Consider the following 15,108-nt stretch of genomic DNA (forward strand, 5'->3'; position numbering starts at 1 on the left):
GACGGAATGCATCATGATGCACGTCGCATGAGCCATGAGGGGCCCCATGAAGGCGAAATCTCCAAATGCTATTGATGTATATGTAGGCGGGCGTCTGCGGCTCCGGCGCAAGGTTCTTGGCTTGAGCCAGGGCAGTTTAGCGGAAGCCTTGGGTATTACATTTCAGCAGGTGCAAAAATACGAGAAGGGTATGAACCGAATTGGTGCCAGCAGGCTCCAGAGGATTGCGGAAATTCTCAGAGTCCCCGTCGGGTACTTTTTCGAAAACAATGCGAGCGCGTCACCCGATGTCGCGCCGCGGCGCGAGACGGATGATGTCACGCTGTTTATGACGTCAAAGGAGGGAGTGGCACTCAGCAGGGCATTTCTGGCAATCGACGATCCTAACGTCCGTCAAAAATTGCTTGCCCTTACCAGAAGCCTTGGCTCTGCAAACCCGGTCGAGAACCATCGCGACAGTTCCAGTCAGATAGAGCCCGAGCGAGGATAAACACTTTGATGCTGTATCTGCAGACATTTGGCGATCTGCGACTGTCCGATGCGAATGGCAACGCCATTCGCTATCCGGCCAAAGGCCTGGTGATGGTCGCCTATCTCTTCAGCCGCAAGACCCATGAACTGAGCCGTCATGAGCTCTCGGAGTTTCTATGGGCCGACGCGGAGGCTGAGGTGTCGGGACTTAACCTGCGCAAATTGATCTCACGTATTCGACAGATCGACGACGATACGAACGCGGGGCTGCTTCAGATCACCTCCAGTTCGATCCGGCTTCGCACGGAGGCTCTTGCCGTCGATCTTCAGGCTCTCGACAGCGCAATGCCCCCGTTGGCGCGATTGAGAGCGATCAGCGACCTGCTTCAGCGGGATTTCATGGCAAGCGTGAAACCCTCAACCAGGTCGATTGACAACTGGATCACGGGAGAGCGTCGGAATCACAGATTGAAGCTGCGCGAAGTGCTCTTTGACGCCCTGCCACATGCCCAAAGCAACGATGATGTACGGGCAATATCCACCGCGGGCCTTTATCTTCTGGAGAAAGATCCGGGCGATGAAGAAATCAGGGAAATGCTTCGCCAACTATCTGGAACCAGTCTGGCTGACGGGAATAGGCGTGAAAAGGCAAGCAGGCCAAAAATCGACGCCCTGCCATCGAGCCCGCAAGACGCGCTCGTTCGCATCGAGCCTGGCAAGCCTTCGTCGTCAGTCCTTCCTCGAGTCGTGCTGCTTCCGCCAATCCCACAGGGACATGTTGCCGGGCTCGCTATTGCCAACGCCCTGATCGAAGACGTCACCATCGAGCTTTGCGCGCTTCGCAACATTTCTATCGTCGCACCGCACACGGCCGAGCAAATTCGTCGCGACTCCGACAAAGCCCAGGTCGTTGCGCGGCATTCGATCTCTTATCTCCTTGAAACGCGGCTTTCGACTGAGGGGCTCTATGCCCAGCTTATCTATTTTCCCACCGACGAGGTCATCTGGGCAACGCGCTTTACGATGACATCGGATGCACTGCCGACACAAAGGCGGCTCATTGCTCAGAGGCTGACCTTTTCCCTTGTACAGGAGCTGGCGAAGAACGAGCAGGCCAGATTGAACATCGAGGCCGATCCTCAAGCGTATCATTCCTATCTTGTTGGCGCGAGCTTGATGGGCAAACTGACGTTGCCTCATATCCGCAAGGCACGTGGCGCCTTCAAGGAGGCTCTTCGGTACAATCCCAACTTCTCGCCAGCATTTGCCGGTCTTGCCCGCACCTATACGAGCGAGTGGCTTGTGACCGCGCAGGGAAACGAAGAGCTGCTGCGCCTTGCGGAAACGAGCGCTGAGAAGGCCATCGAAGGGGATTCGATATTTGCCGGCGGACATCGAGAATTGGGGGTCGCCAAGCTTTATCTCGGCGACGTCGATCACAGCGTTTCCGCCCTCAGCCTGGCGGAGGAATTGAGTCCGCATTTTGCCGACGTCATCTACAGCCATGCTGACACGCTCGTACATGCGTCTCGCCCGGGGGACGCGCTGTCGAAGATCAAAAAAGCGATCTCGCTCAACCCGATATCGCCCGACGCCTATCTCTGGTGCGCCGCAGGGGCATGTTACTTTCTTGAGCAGTATGAAGACGCAATCGATTACGTGGAGGCAATGAAAGACAAAGCACCGGCTCACCGGATCGCGGCGGCGAGCTGTGCGATGATCGGCGATCGAAAGCGGTCACAGTTTTACCGGCAACGCGCCGAAGCACTGAATCCAGTTTTCGATGTCGAGAAATGGCTCTCTGTCGTTCCTTTCAAGGAGCAATGGCAGAAGGACCTTTATCGGGAAGGCCTTTTAAAGGCCGGATTTTAAAACAACCCTTATGGAGAAAATTCATGGAAAAAGCTGTCGTATTCGGTGTTGCAGGACAAGCGGATCTCTGGATTGCGGATCTTGACGCAGGCACGGTGAAGCCGCTTGGATCGCCGGTTGGAGAGCTGGCACAAGTTGTCGCGGATGTCCGCAAGACAGGAGGCGCCTTTGTGAAGAAGGTGGACTTCGCCATCGCGGTTTCTTCGGCGCAAACGGTGTTTTCCGGTCACGTCGACGGTTGAGATGCTGCTCTGACAGCCGCTCAAGTCTTTTCATATTCTGATCGGACCACCGTGCCGTCAGAGACGCTCACGCGTGTCGCGCCGTTTCTGGTTGACTTCGGCGTTACCCGTGTCGCACGTCACACCGGTCTCGATCGCATCGGGATACCCGTCTGGTGTGCCTATTCTCCCAACGCCCGCTCGATCGTCGTCGCTCAAGGCAAGGGCCTGAGCGACGACGATGCGAAGGTATCGGCCGTCATGGAGGCCCTGGAACGGGCCGTTGCCGGCAATCCTTCCGTCAATACTGTCCAAGCAAGCGCGCGTCACCTTCAAGAAGCCGGCTACAGAGTCGAAAAGCTGAACTGTCTGATCGGTCGCCACAAGAACGACATAGGCAATGACGAAGAGATCGAATGGGCGCTCGGCAGGGAACTCTTGTCGGGGACCGAGATCTATGTCCCTTTCGAGGCTGCGATCCTTGACCGGACACGCGATTGCCGCTTCTGGATGTCCTCCGATGGCTTGGCGTCCGGAAACACGCTCGAGGAGGCAATGCTACATGGCATTCTCGAGCGCATAGAACGGGATGCCTATGTCCTTTGGCAGATAGGCAATGACAGAGACCGCCACTCGCGTTGCATCGATCCACGCGGTCTCCAGGACGCGGCCTTGGATCAATTGATCGAAAAGATCGAAACCGCCGGGTTGGTACTTCGGCTCTTCGACATGGCGAGCGATATCGCCGTTCCGTGCTTCACCGCAATTTTAGGCCCAGGCGATATTCATGACGACGCAAATGTCCGTTTTGTCGAAGTGACGGCAGGAAGCGGCGCTCATCCATCGCCCGCGCGCGCGGCCATTCGGGCTGTAACCGAAGCAGCTCAATCCCGGTTGACCTATATCAGCGGTGCACGGGACGACATTTTGCCCGAAACCTTCCTTGCACCTCTCCCGTTGCAGACGCGCACTCTTTTCCAGGCCGTTCCGGCGATGCCGGCGACGATTGCGCCGGCGTATCCGCAATCTCTCCCTCAACATCTCGACTACACACTGAGTGCCTTGCGGGAAAAGCAAATAGATCAAGTCATCGTCCTGGCCCTCAGCGATCCCGCACTTCCCTTTAGCGTCGCGAAAATCTTTATCCCTGCTCTTGAAAATCCGGAGGGCGGGCGCGCACGCCGCTTTGGAAATCGGGCGGTTTCAAAGGCTATCATGTCATGAAGGTGATCTTTGTCGGTCCGAGCCTTCCAGATGCGGCATCCTTGGCTGGAGATGAGGTGTTCGTCTGCCCACCTGCGGTTCAGGGGGATGTTCTTGCCGCCGTGAGGCGTGGCGCGAGTGTCATCGGGCTAATCGACGGTGGGTTCGAATATACGGCGCCGGTCTGGCACAAGGAGATCCTCTACGCGCTTTCTCAGAATGTGGCTGTATTAGGCGCGGCCAGCATGGGAGCACTGCGCGCTGCAGAATGCCAGCTCTTTGGAATGATTGGCATCGGCCGGATCTTCCGTGGATACGAGAAGGGCGCAACCGTCGATGACGCTGACGTCGCTTTGCTCCACGGCCCAATGGAATATGGATACAAATCCCTGACGGTGCCGCTCGTGAATGTCAGGGCAACGCTCGACAAGTTGGAAAGCGAGAAGCAACTTGCATCTGCAATGCGGGTAAGGCTTGAGGAGAGTGCTGCTCGAATCTTCTTCAAGGAACGGACCTGGCAATCGATCATCGCCAATTGTGGCACGGCCAACATTGCGGCACCGCGGGAGTTGCTTTCGCTGCTGGTCTCAAACGCCGTCGATCAGAAACGGATTGATGCTCTTGCTCTTCTGGAAGCTGTTCGCACCATCAGTGACTTCCCCCTTGATAGAGAGATTGCCTGGCATATGAACGAGACATTTGTTTCGCCTATTTAACAAGCGTATGCGCCGCTCAGTGCAATTACGGATTGTGTCACGCGTTTTTCACGGGCTCTTCGCCGTCATCCCCAATATGTTCTCCAGAGATTTTGGAGATCGAGATGAGCGCCACTTCTGCAGGGAATCCAGATGGCTCAAGCCACAATGCAAGATCCATTGAGGAATTGGATGAGCTCATCGCGCTCGCCCGAATGATCACTTACGCAAGATACGCGGCGCAGGACGTTGAGCTTGTCAACGCGACGCATTGGCTCGACCTGGCCCTGAAGGCCGTTACCCGCGAGATCGGGGATGGCGCTGAAACGGGGCTGCCCGACCTGACACTGTCGGTGGACGCCATTAATCTGCACAAGCACTAGCCGGGCCGACAAGCTCGGCCATGGCTCATTGCTTCATCATCGCGGCTAGCGAAGTCGTTTGGAATAAACGCCAAGCCTGTTCGACGGCTCATACCCATTACCCGTGTAATAGTCCGCAACACGGCCGCTCTGCTGGGAAACGAGCCAGATCTGCAGATAACCCATAGTTCGGGCTTCGATTTGGAGGCGGCCCAGCAGACCCGAGCCAACTCCCTTTCCTTGATGCTTGGGCAATACGGCTATTTCAGCAAGGTGCAGGCCGCGGCCGATCACCGAGGTATGCGGAAGGGCAAAGGCGAATCCGATGGCTTCTTTCGCCTCGAACGCTGCCACACCAAGGCAGCCAGGTGTTGTGGCCAGTTCATCCAGACGCCAAGCTGCATTCTCGATCGACCACTCTTCATTCCAAGGGGGCTCGGCGTAAGCCTGCACCATAATGGCTGCGCTTTGCGCCGCTTCGACATGCGTTATTCGTCTGAATTCGATGGGCATCCACACCTGCTATTGAAACGCTCGCAGAGAAGAAACCTGCTCGTCGACTAAATCCTGCTTGGAGAGCATCAAGGCTGCCTGCAATCTCATTTCCTGCAATGTTCTCCAAACCGCGAAATGATGCGCTCCATCGGCGATCCTGTTTGCGTTGGATCCGCTCCATGGCGCCTCCGAGAGAACTAAGCACAGGCTTGCACAAAGATGTCGTGACTTTATCGTGACACCCTCAATGAGGGAGTCGAAATGAAAATATACAATTAAAAGAAGTGAATTGGAAGGACGCTGTTTCATGGCGGCCGAACCAGACGGTTGATCCTTGAGGAGCGCTCCAAGCGCAGTTACACCCGCGAGATCTGCGGCGTCCATTGTGCCAGACAGGCGGCAAGCTCATCGCTGTCGGGTGCACCCGTGCGTCCGCCGAAGACCTGACACTTAAGCGCTGCCGCTGCCGATGACATGCGCATGGCATCTTCGATTTGCAATTGCTGTGCGACGGCAAAGGCAAAGGCGCCATGGAAGATGTCGCCCGCCGCAAGCGTATCGACCGTTTTGGCGGGTCGCGCGGTCATATGCATCACGCAATCGTTGACATCGTCATACCAATAGGCGCCGTTTTCACCGGCCGTGACGCTGATAAATGCCAGCGGGAAACGCTGCTTGAGCACGCCAATGGCCGCAGCACAATCTTCCGTCGCTGCCAGCTTGCCTGCTGCAGGGTGCGAAAAGACGATGTGGCTCGCTGCCGGCCCCAGCCGCTCGATCCCCATCGGCGGCGATGTCGCCATCCAAGATCGCCGGCTTGCCAAGGCTCTGCGCCGTTTCCAGGACCTTGAGAGCAAGTTCTGGCCATCGAACATCAACTAAAACGGCGTCGAAAGTGGCGATTTCAGTTGTCGAAATGTGTTTGACGGAGCGATGCAGTTCGGGGTCGTAAAAGGGGACAATGAGGCGCTCGCCGTCGTCGTCAACCAGGATGGTCGAAACTGCAGATCTCGCGCCTTGCACGATATGCATTCCGCTTATGTCGATGCCAGCTAGAGAGAGATCCGCGATAATGCGTTTGCCTGTTTCGTCATCCCCAACAGCACCCCACAGGCTTGCCTTGCCCCCAAGCCTGACAACAGCGTAAGCCGCGCTCGAGGCCATACCCTCGGCGATCTGCAGCATGTCATATGGCAGAACCTTGCCTTGTCCCGTCGGCATTTTACGAACGCGAAACAGAGTATCCAGCACAGCTGCGCCGACGCACAAGACGTGCGGCTGCCGGTCTTTTGCCTTTGAAACCCTCTCCCTCGTCAAAACAGCATGCCCGCCATTCAGCTGCCTTTGACGGCGCCGGCCGTCAAACCAGCAACGATCTGCTTCTGGGCAAACATTGTCAGCACCAGCACCGGCAGCGTGACGATCAGCGCTGCCGCCGCAAGCGGTCCCCAACTGACCTGCTCGAAGGAAAGCATGTTGTAGACTGCCACCGGCAACGTCCGGGTTTCGCGGCTCGCGAGCACGATACCGAACACGAAATTGTTCCACGAGAAGATGACGGAGAGAATGAAGGCGACGACAATGCCGGGCTTGGCGATCGGCAGCGCCACCAGGCGGAAGACCTGCCATGGCGTTGCCCCGTCGATACTTGCCGCCTCTTCGAGCTCCATCGGCGTCGTTTCGAAATAGCCGATCATGATCCAGACGACGATCGGCACAGTCACCACGAGATGGATGATGATCTGTGGCCAGAGTGTGCCGAGGAGATCCAGCCATTGGAACAGCAAGAAGAGCGGGATCAGAAAGGAAAGCCCGGGTGTCATTCGCGCGATCATGATGACCATTGCCGAACGCTCGGCCTTGAGCCTGGCAATGCCGTAGCCTGCCGGCACGCCAATCAAAAGCGCCAGAAATGTCGCCGCCCCCGTCACAAGAATGGAATTCCAGAAATACAGGAAGAAATTGTTTTCCTCGAAGACTTTGACGTAGTTCGACCAGGCAAATCGCTCTGGGATGAAGATCGGCGGATAGGCTCCATTGTCGATTTCGTATTTCAGGGACAGCGAGATCATCCACAGAAAGAAGAGGATGACCGGCGAGACCATCACCAGCGCGACGAAGAAAAGACCCGATGCGATCGAGCGTCTTGCGCTTCATCAGCGTGTCTCCGTGTCTGACCAGTTCGTCCGCGCGCGCACCATCATTAAAACGAAGGAGAGCGCGACGATGACGACGAAGAAGACGACGGCCATCGCAGATCCGTAACCGATGTCGTAATAGGAAAAGGCCGTATTGTAGAGATAGATATTGATCGTCTCCGAGGCCGTGCCCGGTCCGCCTTGCGTCATCGCATAGATGATGTCGAAGCTCTTTACGGCATCGATGCTGCGGATGATGACGCCGACCATCAGGAAGGGCGCAATCATCGGCAGCGTTAGATAACGGAACTTCTGCCAGGCATTGGCACCATCGATTTCCGCGCTTTCATACGGCTCACGCGGCAGAGCCGCAAGACCGCCAAGCACGATCAGCATGATCAGCGGCGTCCACTGCCAGGTTTCAACCAGAACCAGCGAGGGAATGACGCTCGTCTGATTGTAGATCCATTCCTGAGGCGCAATTCCCACCAATGAGAGAAGATAATTGAGGACGCCGAGCTGCGGATGAAACATCATCGTCCAGACGAGCGCGATGGCAACAGGTGTCGCCATCATCGGCATGACGAATATGCCGCGCAGGAGTCCGCGCAACGGGAACTGCGCGTCAAAGATGAGGGCGGCGAGCGTTCCCAGAAACAGAGGTCCGATCACCGCAAGCACCGTATAAAGGACGGTATGCCAAAGAGAATCCCAAAAACGCGTGTCGGTCGCGAGACGGAGATAGTTGTCCCAGCCTGAAAAGGCCTGTGCCTGGCCAAGCGTCCAGCTGTTTACGCTCATCCACAGGGTGAAAACCCATGGAAAAACGATGACGGCCGCGATCACGATCAGGGCTGGAACGACGAAGGGCCAGTAGTTCGGAGCAAGCCCACTGGGCTTGCTCCTCGCACTGGTTGCCGTCGCTTTGGCGGCTTCAATGCTCACCGAAGACATCATCCCTCGCTTCGCGCCAGCACCGGCTCGAACTGGGCCGTGGCGGACTTGAGCTCGTCGGCCGGATCTGCGCCGCCGATCATGTTCGTCAGGCCGACGCCATAGATGTCCCGGAATTCGGTGACCGGGATGATGACCGGCAGGGCGAGCTTCGAAATCTTGCCGGAGCCGACGACCGCGTCGACCCATGCGCTCGGCATGGTGACGCCTTCGCGGACCTTGGGATCTTCAAGGATAGACTGGCGGAAGGGAACGCCGGCACCGGCCTGCAGAAGCCGGGCACCCATGTCATGGGAAACCACCCATTGGCAGAAGAGGTAGGCCGCTTCCTTGTTCTTGCTTGCTGCCGTTACGCCGATACCGTCGCCAAATGTTGCGGCTGCCTGCGCTTTCGGGCCCTTCGGCATGATCCCGTAACCCACCTGGCCGACGACGCGGGATTTTTCCGGGTCTTCGATCGGCGGTGCAAAGCCGACGCCATCGAGCCACATGCCGATCTTGCCCTGCAGGAATGCCGATTGCGCTTCTGCCCAATTGAATCCGGAGACGCCGACAGGCGCTGCCTTGGTCATCAGACGCTGGTAGAGCGTTGCCGCCTGGATGGCCTCGTCGGAGGTGGTGCGCAGTTTGCCGTCGGGCCCGAGGGGGGTCATGCCATAACCGAGCATGAGGGCCGTCCAGACGGGGACATTGGCGTTTTTCAGTCCGCGGGCAACGAAGCCGTAAGTGTTGCTCGACGCGTCGGTCAGGGCCTCTGCCGCGTTCGCCATCTCTTCGAAGGTTGCCGGGTACGAAAGGCCTTTCTTCTCGAAGAGCTGCTTGTTCCAGTAGACAATCCAGTAGTCGACGGAGAAGGGCAGGGAGCGCAGGAGGCCGTCGGAATCCTTGGCGAACTGCAGGCCCGCATCGGCGAAGTCGCCCTCGACCAGAGACGGATCGGTAAGGGACGGATCCTTGAGAAATCCGCTTATATCGGCAAGCCAGCCACCCTTTTCGAACTGTCGTTTCTGCACATGATAGCTCATGTGAACAACGTCGAAGCTCGGCTTTCCGGAGCTGAGTTCGATCGTCGTCTTCTGGCGCTGCTGCTGCTCGGGCGTCGCCTCGGCATTGACCTTTATACCGGTCAGCTCTTCGAACTCGCCGAGATATTTGAGGATGATTTCACTGCGTGGGCTCTTGACGAGATTGACTTCGAGCGTCGTGCCGGAAAACCGTTTCCAGTCAAGGGCGGCCGAAGCCGCCCGGACGCCAAGAAAGCCGGCGGCGCCGAGAGCGGCAGAACCAGCCAGAAAGCCCCGGCGAGTTGGATTCCAAATTGAAGATGACATGCCATTCCTCCTCTTCTTGCCGGAGATCTCCTCACCGCCGGCTTGCTTTGCCTATAATCTGAGTGCGCGGTCCCTCGCGTGATGGATATGTGCGACGAGCGCGCTGACCGCATCTTCCGCAGACCGTCGCTCGATGGCTTCGAGAACCTTCAGATGTTCTCCCATGACCGGCCCGACACGGCCGTCGATACGAAAGCGTTCCTGGCTTATAAGGCGCATCTTGATTGAATTCACCCGGTAGACATTCGAGATGATGGTGTTGCCGAGCGCGTCGATGAAGGCGTCATGCATTCCCCAGTCCACAGCCTGGGCGTGAAGCTCAAGTTCATGCGAATTGTTGCCGCCATTGATGGCGTCGGCGATGTCCCGGTGCATTTTCAGGAGGCCCGCGATCGTTTCGTCGGAGGCCGACCGCGTAAAAAGCGCAACCGCCTCCTTCTCCAGGAACACGCGAAGCTGAAAGGCTTCGCGGATCAGGTTGAGATCGATATGAGCAATCTGCAGGCCGCGCTGCGGCACCGTCTTGATGAGGCCTTCGGCTTCGAGCCTTGGAATGAGTTCACGAATTGCGCCGAGCGTCAGTCCGGTCAGTTCGACGAGGCGGCGTTGGGAGACGAACTGACCAGGGCGGACATCACGCGCCAGCAAGTGCCGGGTAAAGCTCTCATAAGCTCTTTCCCGCAAGGTCGGCTGTTCGTCCGGTCCATCCATGGTTCCCCCTTCGTACATGACGATTAAGCGGCCTTTTTTCGAAACAGGGCGTCAAAGGCGAGGGCAAGCGTGTTGCATCCTTCGCCGGATATTGAAACGAGCGGCGGGCGGACCGCAAGCCACATTTCATCGTCGCTCAAATGTGCGATCATCACCTTTACGGCGGGGGTCACGGGATACTTCAGGAGCTCGGCTACGAAAGCGACCACGCGCGGATCATCCTTTCCCTCTTCGGCCATGCGCTTGATCTCGGGGGCGATGAAATTCGCCATGCCGGAGATTGCGCCCTGGCCGCCCAGGCGCGTGCCTTGTGCCAGATGACGCTCATCGCCGATCAGGATGATGAGATCGTGATGGGCCTCGAGCAGCTTTTCGGTAAAGGCCCAATCGCCGGAGGAATCCTTGACGCCCGTGACAATTTTGGGAAACGCCTGACGCAGGCGGCCGATCAGCGCAACGCTCAAGGGCACCATCGTGACGGAGGGAATGTTATAGACGATGATGTCGCGGGCCTGGTCCCCGAGAATGCGGAATACCGCACAAAACCAGCGGAAAATGCCTTCGTCGCTGACATTCTTGAAATAGCAAGGCGGGGCGAGGAGAATGTTTCGGACACCCATGGACAGGGCATAGCCCGTCTGGGCGGCAGCATCCTCGGCGGCATCGACCAGGACGCCCACGACGATTTGGGAGGGATCAATACCGGCCTCGATGAATGCCGCAAGCACCCTCTGGCGCTCCGCGCTGCCGATCGACGATCCTTCGCCGGTCGTCCCAAACAGCGTGACGCTGGAGCAGCCGGCCGCAAGGCTGCGCTTTGCCTGAGCGATCATCGCGGAAACTGCAATGTTATCGTCGCCGTCGAAAGGTGTCGCCAGCGCGACCGATAATCCAAAACGCCCCACGAACCTACATCCCGCGATCTGACTATTCAGTATAGATTGACTAACATGTTAGTTATAGCCGAGCAAGTGGGAATCTCGCCTCTGGAGAGCTATGGCTATCAGAGAGCGGTGTGCTTCGAAGGCAGCGTCATGGGGTGAGGCCGGGAACGCTACTACCAAAACCAGGATTTCGACGCTTCGGCCCGGGCCTCTTGTGACGTGACCGATATCGTTCAGATGCGCAGCCGTCAGTTCCAAGAGGCTGCGCCGCGTCTTGCGCTTTTCGAAACAGCGGCTGCATTCTGCCAAGCCCGCAGGTTCAGGTCAGTTTCCCGCCTGCGCAATAAGGTTCGGGGGTCAGACGCAGGCACCTTCGAGGCGGTGGTGATGCTCAAGGCAGCGCCGCACGCCTTCTTCGATACCGATCTTCGGCGTGAGTCCGAACGACTTTTGAAGCGCAACGTCGCCGCAGCGGAAGAATACGCCCTCTGGACGGTTTGCCGTTCCTCGCACCTGCGGTGCCCAGCCGAGCTCGCGGCTGACAAGCTCGGCAAGCGCAATGAAAGAGGTTGCCTTGCCCGTCGAGAGGTTGAGGCTTGCGCCTGACGGCAGCGCGTCCATCGTTTCCCAGATGAAATCGACGCAATCGGAAATGTGGATGAAGTCGCGGCATTGGTGTCCGCTCCCCCAGACGGAGACTTCCGGCGCGCCGCGCTCCTTGAGAAGCCTGCTGCAGATGGCGGGGAAGGGATAGGCGAGGTCCTGGTCCTCGCCGTAGCCGCTGAATGGCCGGTAGGCAACGGCCCGGCCGCCATAGCGCTCGACATAAAGCTTCATCAAGTACTCGCCGGTGAGCTTGGTCCAGCCGTAGCTGAGGTCAGGCACGCCGAGCGGGCGCTCGAAAGAGATCATGTCTTCGGAGAGCCTCGTCTGCATCGCCTCAGTCTGCAACGCCACGGGATAGGCCGCACTGGAGCTGAAATAGACGACGGTTCCGGGGCGGCATTCGCCTGCCCACCGCCAGAGCGCTGCGTCGACGGCGAGATCTTCGGCAACGAGTAGCGTCTGGTTCTCGAGCGTCATGCGCCCGCCGACGAGCGCCGCGAGGTGAAACACATAGTCGAAATGCTCGTCAGCGCTTTCGAAAAATGCCCGGCAATCCTGTTCATTCAAGGTGAACTGACGATGCAGGCGCTGTCTTGAAACCGCTGGTCTTGCGCCCGTTCCCGGTTTCATCAAATCGACGCAGACCACATCGAAGCCCTCGGCCAAAAGCCGGTCACAGAGATGCCGGCCGACAAAGCCGCATCCGCCAGTTACGAGTGCACGCGTCATGATCCCCCCTAAGCAGCAAGAAATGCAGGCCCCCCTGTATAGATCGCGATCATCCGGCGTTCCCATTCTGGGCGGCTGGGCGCAATCTTCTTGCCAAAGGCGCGGGCGCCTTCGGCGAGCTTTTGCACAAGGCTGTCGCTCTTGACCTTCAACAACGCTTCGGCGAGTGAGGCGGCATCGCCGCTCTTGAACACCAGCCCTGCGCCGTTTTGCTCAACCTCGTCAGCCATGAGGGCGTTGCTGCTTATGATTACCGGGATTCCGCTCATGATCGCCTCGGCGGCCACCAGCCCGTAAGGCTCCGGCATCCGAGACGGCATCACGAATATCCGTGCCTGGTCGGCAAGCTCGGACACGGTTGCATCATCGAGCCAGCCGGGTACCCAGCAATGGGGAAGCGTCACCTGCATTTCTTCGAGAAGCGGCCCGCGGCCGATCAGCGTTGCTGCCTGACCGGTCATGCGCAGCGCTTCGCCCAGCGTACGCACGCCCTTTTCCCAGGTCATGCGGCCGAGGAACATGATGCGTTGGCGCCGCCAAGGTTCCGTCGGCCGCCACGTGAGAGGCTCGGTGGGTGTGCGCAAGGTCTGGAAGTTCCTGATTGGCCCGGGGGTCAAATAGGCTTCCATCTTCTCATGCGCGAGGATCACCTCGATGCGCTCCCAGAAGGCGTCGCCCACGCCAACCTGCCCCAGCATGCGGCGGAAGCGCCAGAGCTTGTGCAGATAGTTTCGCTTATCGCAGTTGGTTGCCAGGCACTCGAATGACATCGGTTTGACGGGGCAGATTTCGCCGCTCTTGTAATTGAGGCGGCCGCCATTCGGGCAGTTCAGGAAAAAGTCGTGGGCTGTTATAATGACGCGGGCCGGGCTCTCGGCCAATGCATGGAAGATCGAAGGCGATAGGATCTGGTTCCAGCCGTGCACATGAACGACGGTCTCTTCGCGGGATTGGCCCAACAGCGTCGCCAGCGCCTCGTATGCCCGCTTGTTGAAGTGACGGTCGAAGACATTGGCGATAACAGGCCCATCTCGAAGCGGCTTCTCGCCAAGCGCGATCGCGGGTACGCGCAGACCGGACTCTTCCAGGCCGGTCCCGTCGTCGCCGACGAAGAAAGTGCAATCCACGGCGGCTTGCACACAAGCCTGCAGACACTGGATCGCGACTTTCGTGGCTCCACCTCGGACAACGGAAACGTCGTTCACAACAATGAGACGCATGGTCGAATCGCCCAAATTTACGCAGGGGCCAAGCGGGGACCAGCATCGGCAAAGGAAATACAAAATCCCCGCTTTCAATGAGGCGATGTATCACGCCCGATTGCAATTCACCCAATGGCATTAGTCCGGAAAGAGTGCCGGCGGGATTGCTATTTAAAAACAATCTGCTGGTGCGCGACCCACATAAAGTAATCACCTCCGCTGGAAGTTTCTTCAACGCGCCGACCGGGTATTGCTGGCGGCCAGCGGTGGACAAAAGCAACGTTGCGTAGACGCAAGCCTGAATGACATGACACGTAAGTTGTGACTGCGCGCCGCATTCGACGCTTCACAATGTGAAGTGACTCCGAGCCGTGTCGGATGTACGCTATTTGATAGCGCACAATTGCGAGAGCAAAGGGTGCAAGATGACAATTGGAACTGTTCTGCTTCTTGAGGACGAGCCGATCATCGCTCTCGACATCGAGAAGCTTCTCCAGGAAAACGGCGCCGACAAGGTCGTCACCCTGTCGACCTGTGCCGAGGCTATCGGGTGGCTGGGTGTCAACACCCCGAATATCGCCATCGTCGATCCGCGTCTCAGCGATGGAGTCTGCTCGTTTGCGGTGAAGACCCTTGCAGAGCGCAGTGTCCCCTTCATTCTCTATTCTGGCGAACCAGATGCGGCGATCGAGAGCGAACCCGCCTTCTCCGCAGGCCAGCTGCTTTATAAGCCATGTGAGCCCGACAGACTGATCGCCGCTCTCTCGCGGGCGGCTATCGGGTCGTTTAAACACTCCGCCCGCAAGGGTCGACCTACGCGGCTCCCGTTGAAAAAGGGCACCAACCGGACCACCGGTTTATGATGACGCGGCCAGCTGAATCCAAGTACAACCAGAGTGCCTTGCGCCGGGTTGGGACCTTAGTCCAAGTTGACGGCAAGCCCCTCCAAGCTAAACTAGGTTTAGTCGTCCACTCTGCGGCGATTTCGCATTTCTCAATGCCCCGCCGCTTGCGGGGCATTTTTCTACGCGGTCGCACTAGAGTTTGCCGCAGGTGGTTGGAGCACCTTATTTCCGAGATCGCCATGGCGCGGCTATCTGGCATTTTTTGCCTTGGACGGATACGCCATTGCTTCCGCAGCGGCAGTCCGCTCAAGCTTCCGACGTGCCGTAGATTAACCTCCTGCGGCGCGAGATGCGACGGGGCTCGCCTCGACCCCCAGACCCTCCGGGGC

Annotated in this window: 14 protein-coding genes and 2 pseudogenes; 7 read left to right on the forward strand and 9 right to left on the reverse strand. The window is 58.2% G+C overall.

Translation table 11 applies throughout. The features are described from left to right. Window positions 1-46: 46 nt before the first annotated feature. The 6 genes from ACZ9DP_RS04115 to ACZ9DP_RS04140 all read left to right on the forward strand — a co-directional run bounded on the left by ACZ9DP_RS04115 (window position 47) and on the right by ACZ9DP_RS04140 (window position 4,845). Entirely contained in the window at window positions 47-490 is a 444-nt protein-coding gene (locus ACZ9DP_RS04115; protein ID WP_476200391.1) for a helix-turn-helix domain-containing protein, read from the forward strand. Window positions 491-498: 8 nt separating this feature from the next. Further along, the gene (locus tag ACZ9DP_RS04120; protein ID WP_476200392.1) at window positions 499-2,343 is read left to right on the forward strand and encodes a peptide antibiotic resistance protein; all 1,845 of its coding nucleotides are present in this window, start codon (window positions 499-501) and stop codon (window positions 2,341-2,343) included. Window positions 2,344-2,366: 23 nt separating this feature from the next. Then, window positions 2,367-2,585, forward strand: a complete 219-nt coding sequence (locus ACZ9DP_RS04125) for a hypothetical protein (protein ID WP_194730610.1) — start codon at window positions 2,367-2,369, stop codon at window positions 2,583-2,585. Between the two features lie 51 nt (window positions 2,586-2,636). Further along, window positions 2,637-3,788, forward strand: a complete 1,152-nt coding sequence (locus ACZ9DP_RS04130; protein ID WP_476200393.1) for a YcaO-like family protein — start codon at window positions 2,637-2,639, stop codon at window positions 3,786-3,788. Beyond that, entirely contained in the window at window positions 3,785-4,483 is a 699-nt protein-coding gene (locus ACZ9DP_RS04135; RefSeq protein WP_476200395.1) for a TfuA-like protein, read from the forward strand. Before ACZ9DP_RS04130 ends, ACZ9DP_RS04135 begins: the two co-directional genes overlap by 4 nt. Window positions 4,484-4,587: 104 nt before the next feature. Beyond that, complete coding sequence (locus ACZ9DP_RS04140; RefSeq protein WP_194730612.1) at window positions 4,588-4,845, forward strand: hypothetical protein; 258 nt, start codon at window positions 4,588-4,590, stop codon at window positions 4,843-4,845. A gap of 45 nt (window positions 4,846-4,890) precedes the next feature. Here the strand turns inward: ACZ9DP_RS04140 and ACZ9DP_RS04145 are convergent, their stop codons facing one another. From ACZ9DP_RS04145 to ACZ9DP_RS04185, 9 genes and pseudogenes are all read right to left on the reverse strand, one after another. Then, window positions 4,891-5,337 carry a GNAT family N-acetyltransferase gene (locus ACZ9DP_RS04145; RefSeq protein WP_194730613.1) on the reverse strand — a complete coding sequence of 149 codons (447 nt, stop codon included), beginning with the start codon at window positions 5,335-5,337 and terminating at the stop codon, window positions 4,891-4,893. Window positions 5,338-5,675: 338 nt separating this feature from the next. Further along, a pseudogene (locus ACZ9DP_RS04150) lies at window positions 5,676-6,540 on the reverse strand (PfkB family carbohydrate kinase). A gap of 113 nt (window positions 6,541-6,653) precedes the next feature. Then, window positions 6,654-7,476: pseudogene (locus ACZ9DP_RS04155) on the reverse strand (carbohydrate ABC transporter permease). Further along, window positions 7,476-8,411, reverse strand: a complete 936-nt coding sequence (locus ACZ9DP_RS04160) for a carbohydrate ABC transporter permease (protein WP_476200397.1) — start codon at window positions 8,409-8,411, stop codon at window positions 7,476-7,478. The pseudogene ACZ9DP_RS04155 and the gene ACZ9DP_RS04160 overlap by 1 nt, the downstream one beginning before the upstream one ends. Beyond that, window positions 8,411-9,742, reverse strand: coding sequence for an ABC transporter substrate-binding protein (locus tag ACZ9DP_RS04165; RefSeq protein WP_476200398.1), 1,332 nt, complete (start codon window positions 9,740-9,742; stop codon window positions 8,411-8,413). Before ACZ9DP_RS04165 ends, ACZ9DP_RS04160 begins: the two co-directional genes overlap by 1 nt. A 51-nt stretch (window positions 9,743-9,793) precedes the next feature. Beyond that, window positions 9,794-10,453: a GntR family transcriptional regulator gene (locus ACZ9DP_RS04170; RefSeq protein ID WP_476200399.1), complete on the reverse strand. Its 660-nt coding sequence runs from the start codon at window positions 10,451-10,453 to the stop codon at window positions 9,794-9,796. 23 nt (window positions 10,454-10,476) lie between these two features. Next, entirely contained in the window at window positions 10,477-11,358 is an 882-nt protein-coding gene (locus ACZ9DP_RS04175; RefSeq protein ID WP_476200400.1) for a dihydrodipicolinate synthase family protein, read from the reverse strand. A gap of 336 nt (window positions 11,359-11,694) precedes the next feature. Then, entirely contained in the window at window positions 11,695-12,672 is a 978-nt protein-coding gene (locus ACZ9DP_RS04180; protein ID WP_476200402.1) for an NAD-dependent epimerase/dehydratase family protein, read from the reverse strand. A gap of 8 nt (window positions 12,673-12,680) precedes the next feature. Then, window positions 12,681-13,892: a glycosyltransferase family 4 protein gene (locus ACZ9DP_RS04185; protein WP_476200403.1), complete on the reverse strand. Its 1,212-nt coding sequence runs from the start codon at window positions 13,890-13,892 to the stop codon at window positions 12,681-12,683. Between the two features lie 407 nt (window positions 13,893-14,299). On the opposite strand from ACZ9DP_RS04185, the gene ACZ9DP_RS04190 reads away from it, so the two are divergent. Continuing rightward, entirely contained in the window at window positions 14,300-14,737 is a 438-nt protein-coding gene (locus tag ACZ9DP_RS04190) for a response regulator (protein WP_476200404.1), read from the forward strand. The last annotated feature ends 371 nt before the right edge of the window (window positions 14,738-15,108 follow it).

This window comes from Rhizobium sp. USDA 4016 (genome assembly GCF_056279705.1).

Coding starts and splice junctions, on each gene's coding strand:
- ACZ9DP_RS04140 (WP_194730612.1), top strand. CDS start 4,588: ATGAGCGCCACTTCTGCAGGGAATCCAGATGGCTCAAGCCACAATGCA.
- ACZ9DP_RS04115 (WP_476200391.1), top strand. CDS start 47: ATGAAGGCGAAATCTCCAAATGCTATTGATGTATATGTAGGCGGGCGT.
- ACZ9DP_RS04160 (WP_476200397.1), bottom strand. CDS start 8,411: ATGTCTTCGGTGAGCATTGAAGCCGCCAAAGCGACGGCAACCAGTGCG.
- ACZ9DP_RS04170 (WP_476200399.1), bottom strand. CDS start 10,453: ATGGATGGACCGGACGAACAGCCGACCTTGCGGGAAAGAGCTTATGAG.
- ACZ9DP_RS04165 (WP_476200398.1), bottom strand. CDS start 9,742: ATGTCATCTTCAATTTGGAATCCAACTCGCCGGGGCTTTCTGGCTGGT.
- ACZ9DP_RS04135 (WP_476200395.1), top strand. CDS start 3,785: ATGAAGGTGATCTTTGTCGGTCCGAGCCTTCCAGATGCGGCATCCTTG.
- ACZ9DP_RS04145 (WP_194730613.1), bottom strand. CDS start 5,337: ATGCCCATCGAATTCAGACGAATAACGCATGTCGAAGCGGCGCAAAGC.
- ACZ9DP_RS04190 (WP_476200404.1), top strand. CDS start 14,300: ATGACAATTGGAACTGTTCTGCTTCTTGAGGACGAGCCGATCATCGCT.
- ACZ9DP_RS04120 (WP_476200392.1), top strand. CDS start 499: ATGCTGTATCTGCAGACATTTGGCGATCTGCGACTGTCCGATGCGAAT.
- ACZ9DP_RS04125 (WP_194730610.1), top strand. CDS start 2,367: ATGGAAAAAGCTGTCGTATTCGGTGTTGCAGGACAAGCGGATCTCTGG.
- ACZ9DP_RS04180 (WP_476200402.1), bottom strand. CDS start 12,672: ATGACGCGTGCACTCGTAACTGGCGGATGCGGCTTTGTCGGCCGGCAT.
- ACZ9DP_RS04185 (WP_476200403.1), bottom strand. CDS start 13,892: ATGCGTCTCATTGTTGTGAACGACGTTTCCGTTGTCCGAGGTGGAGCC.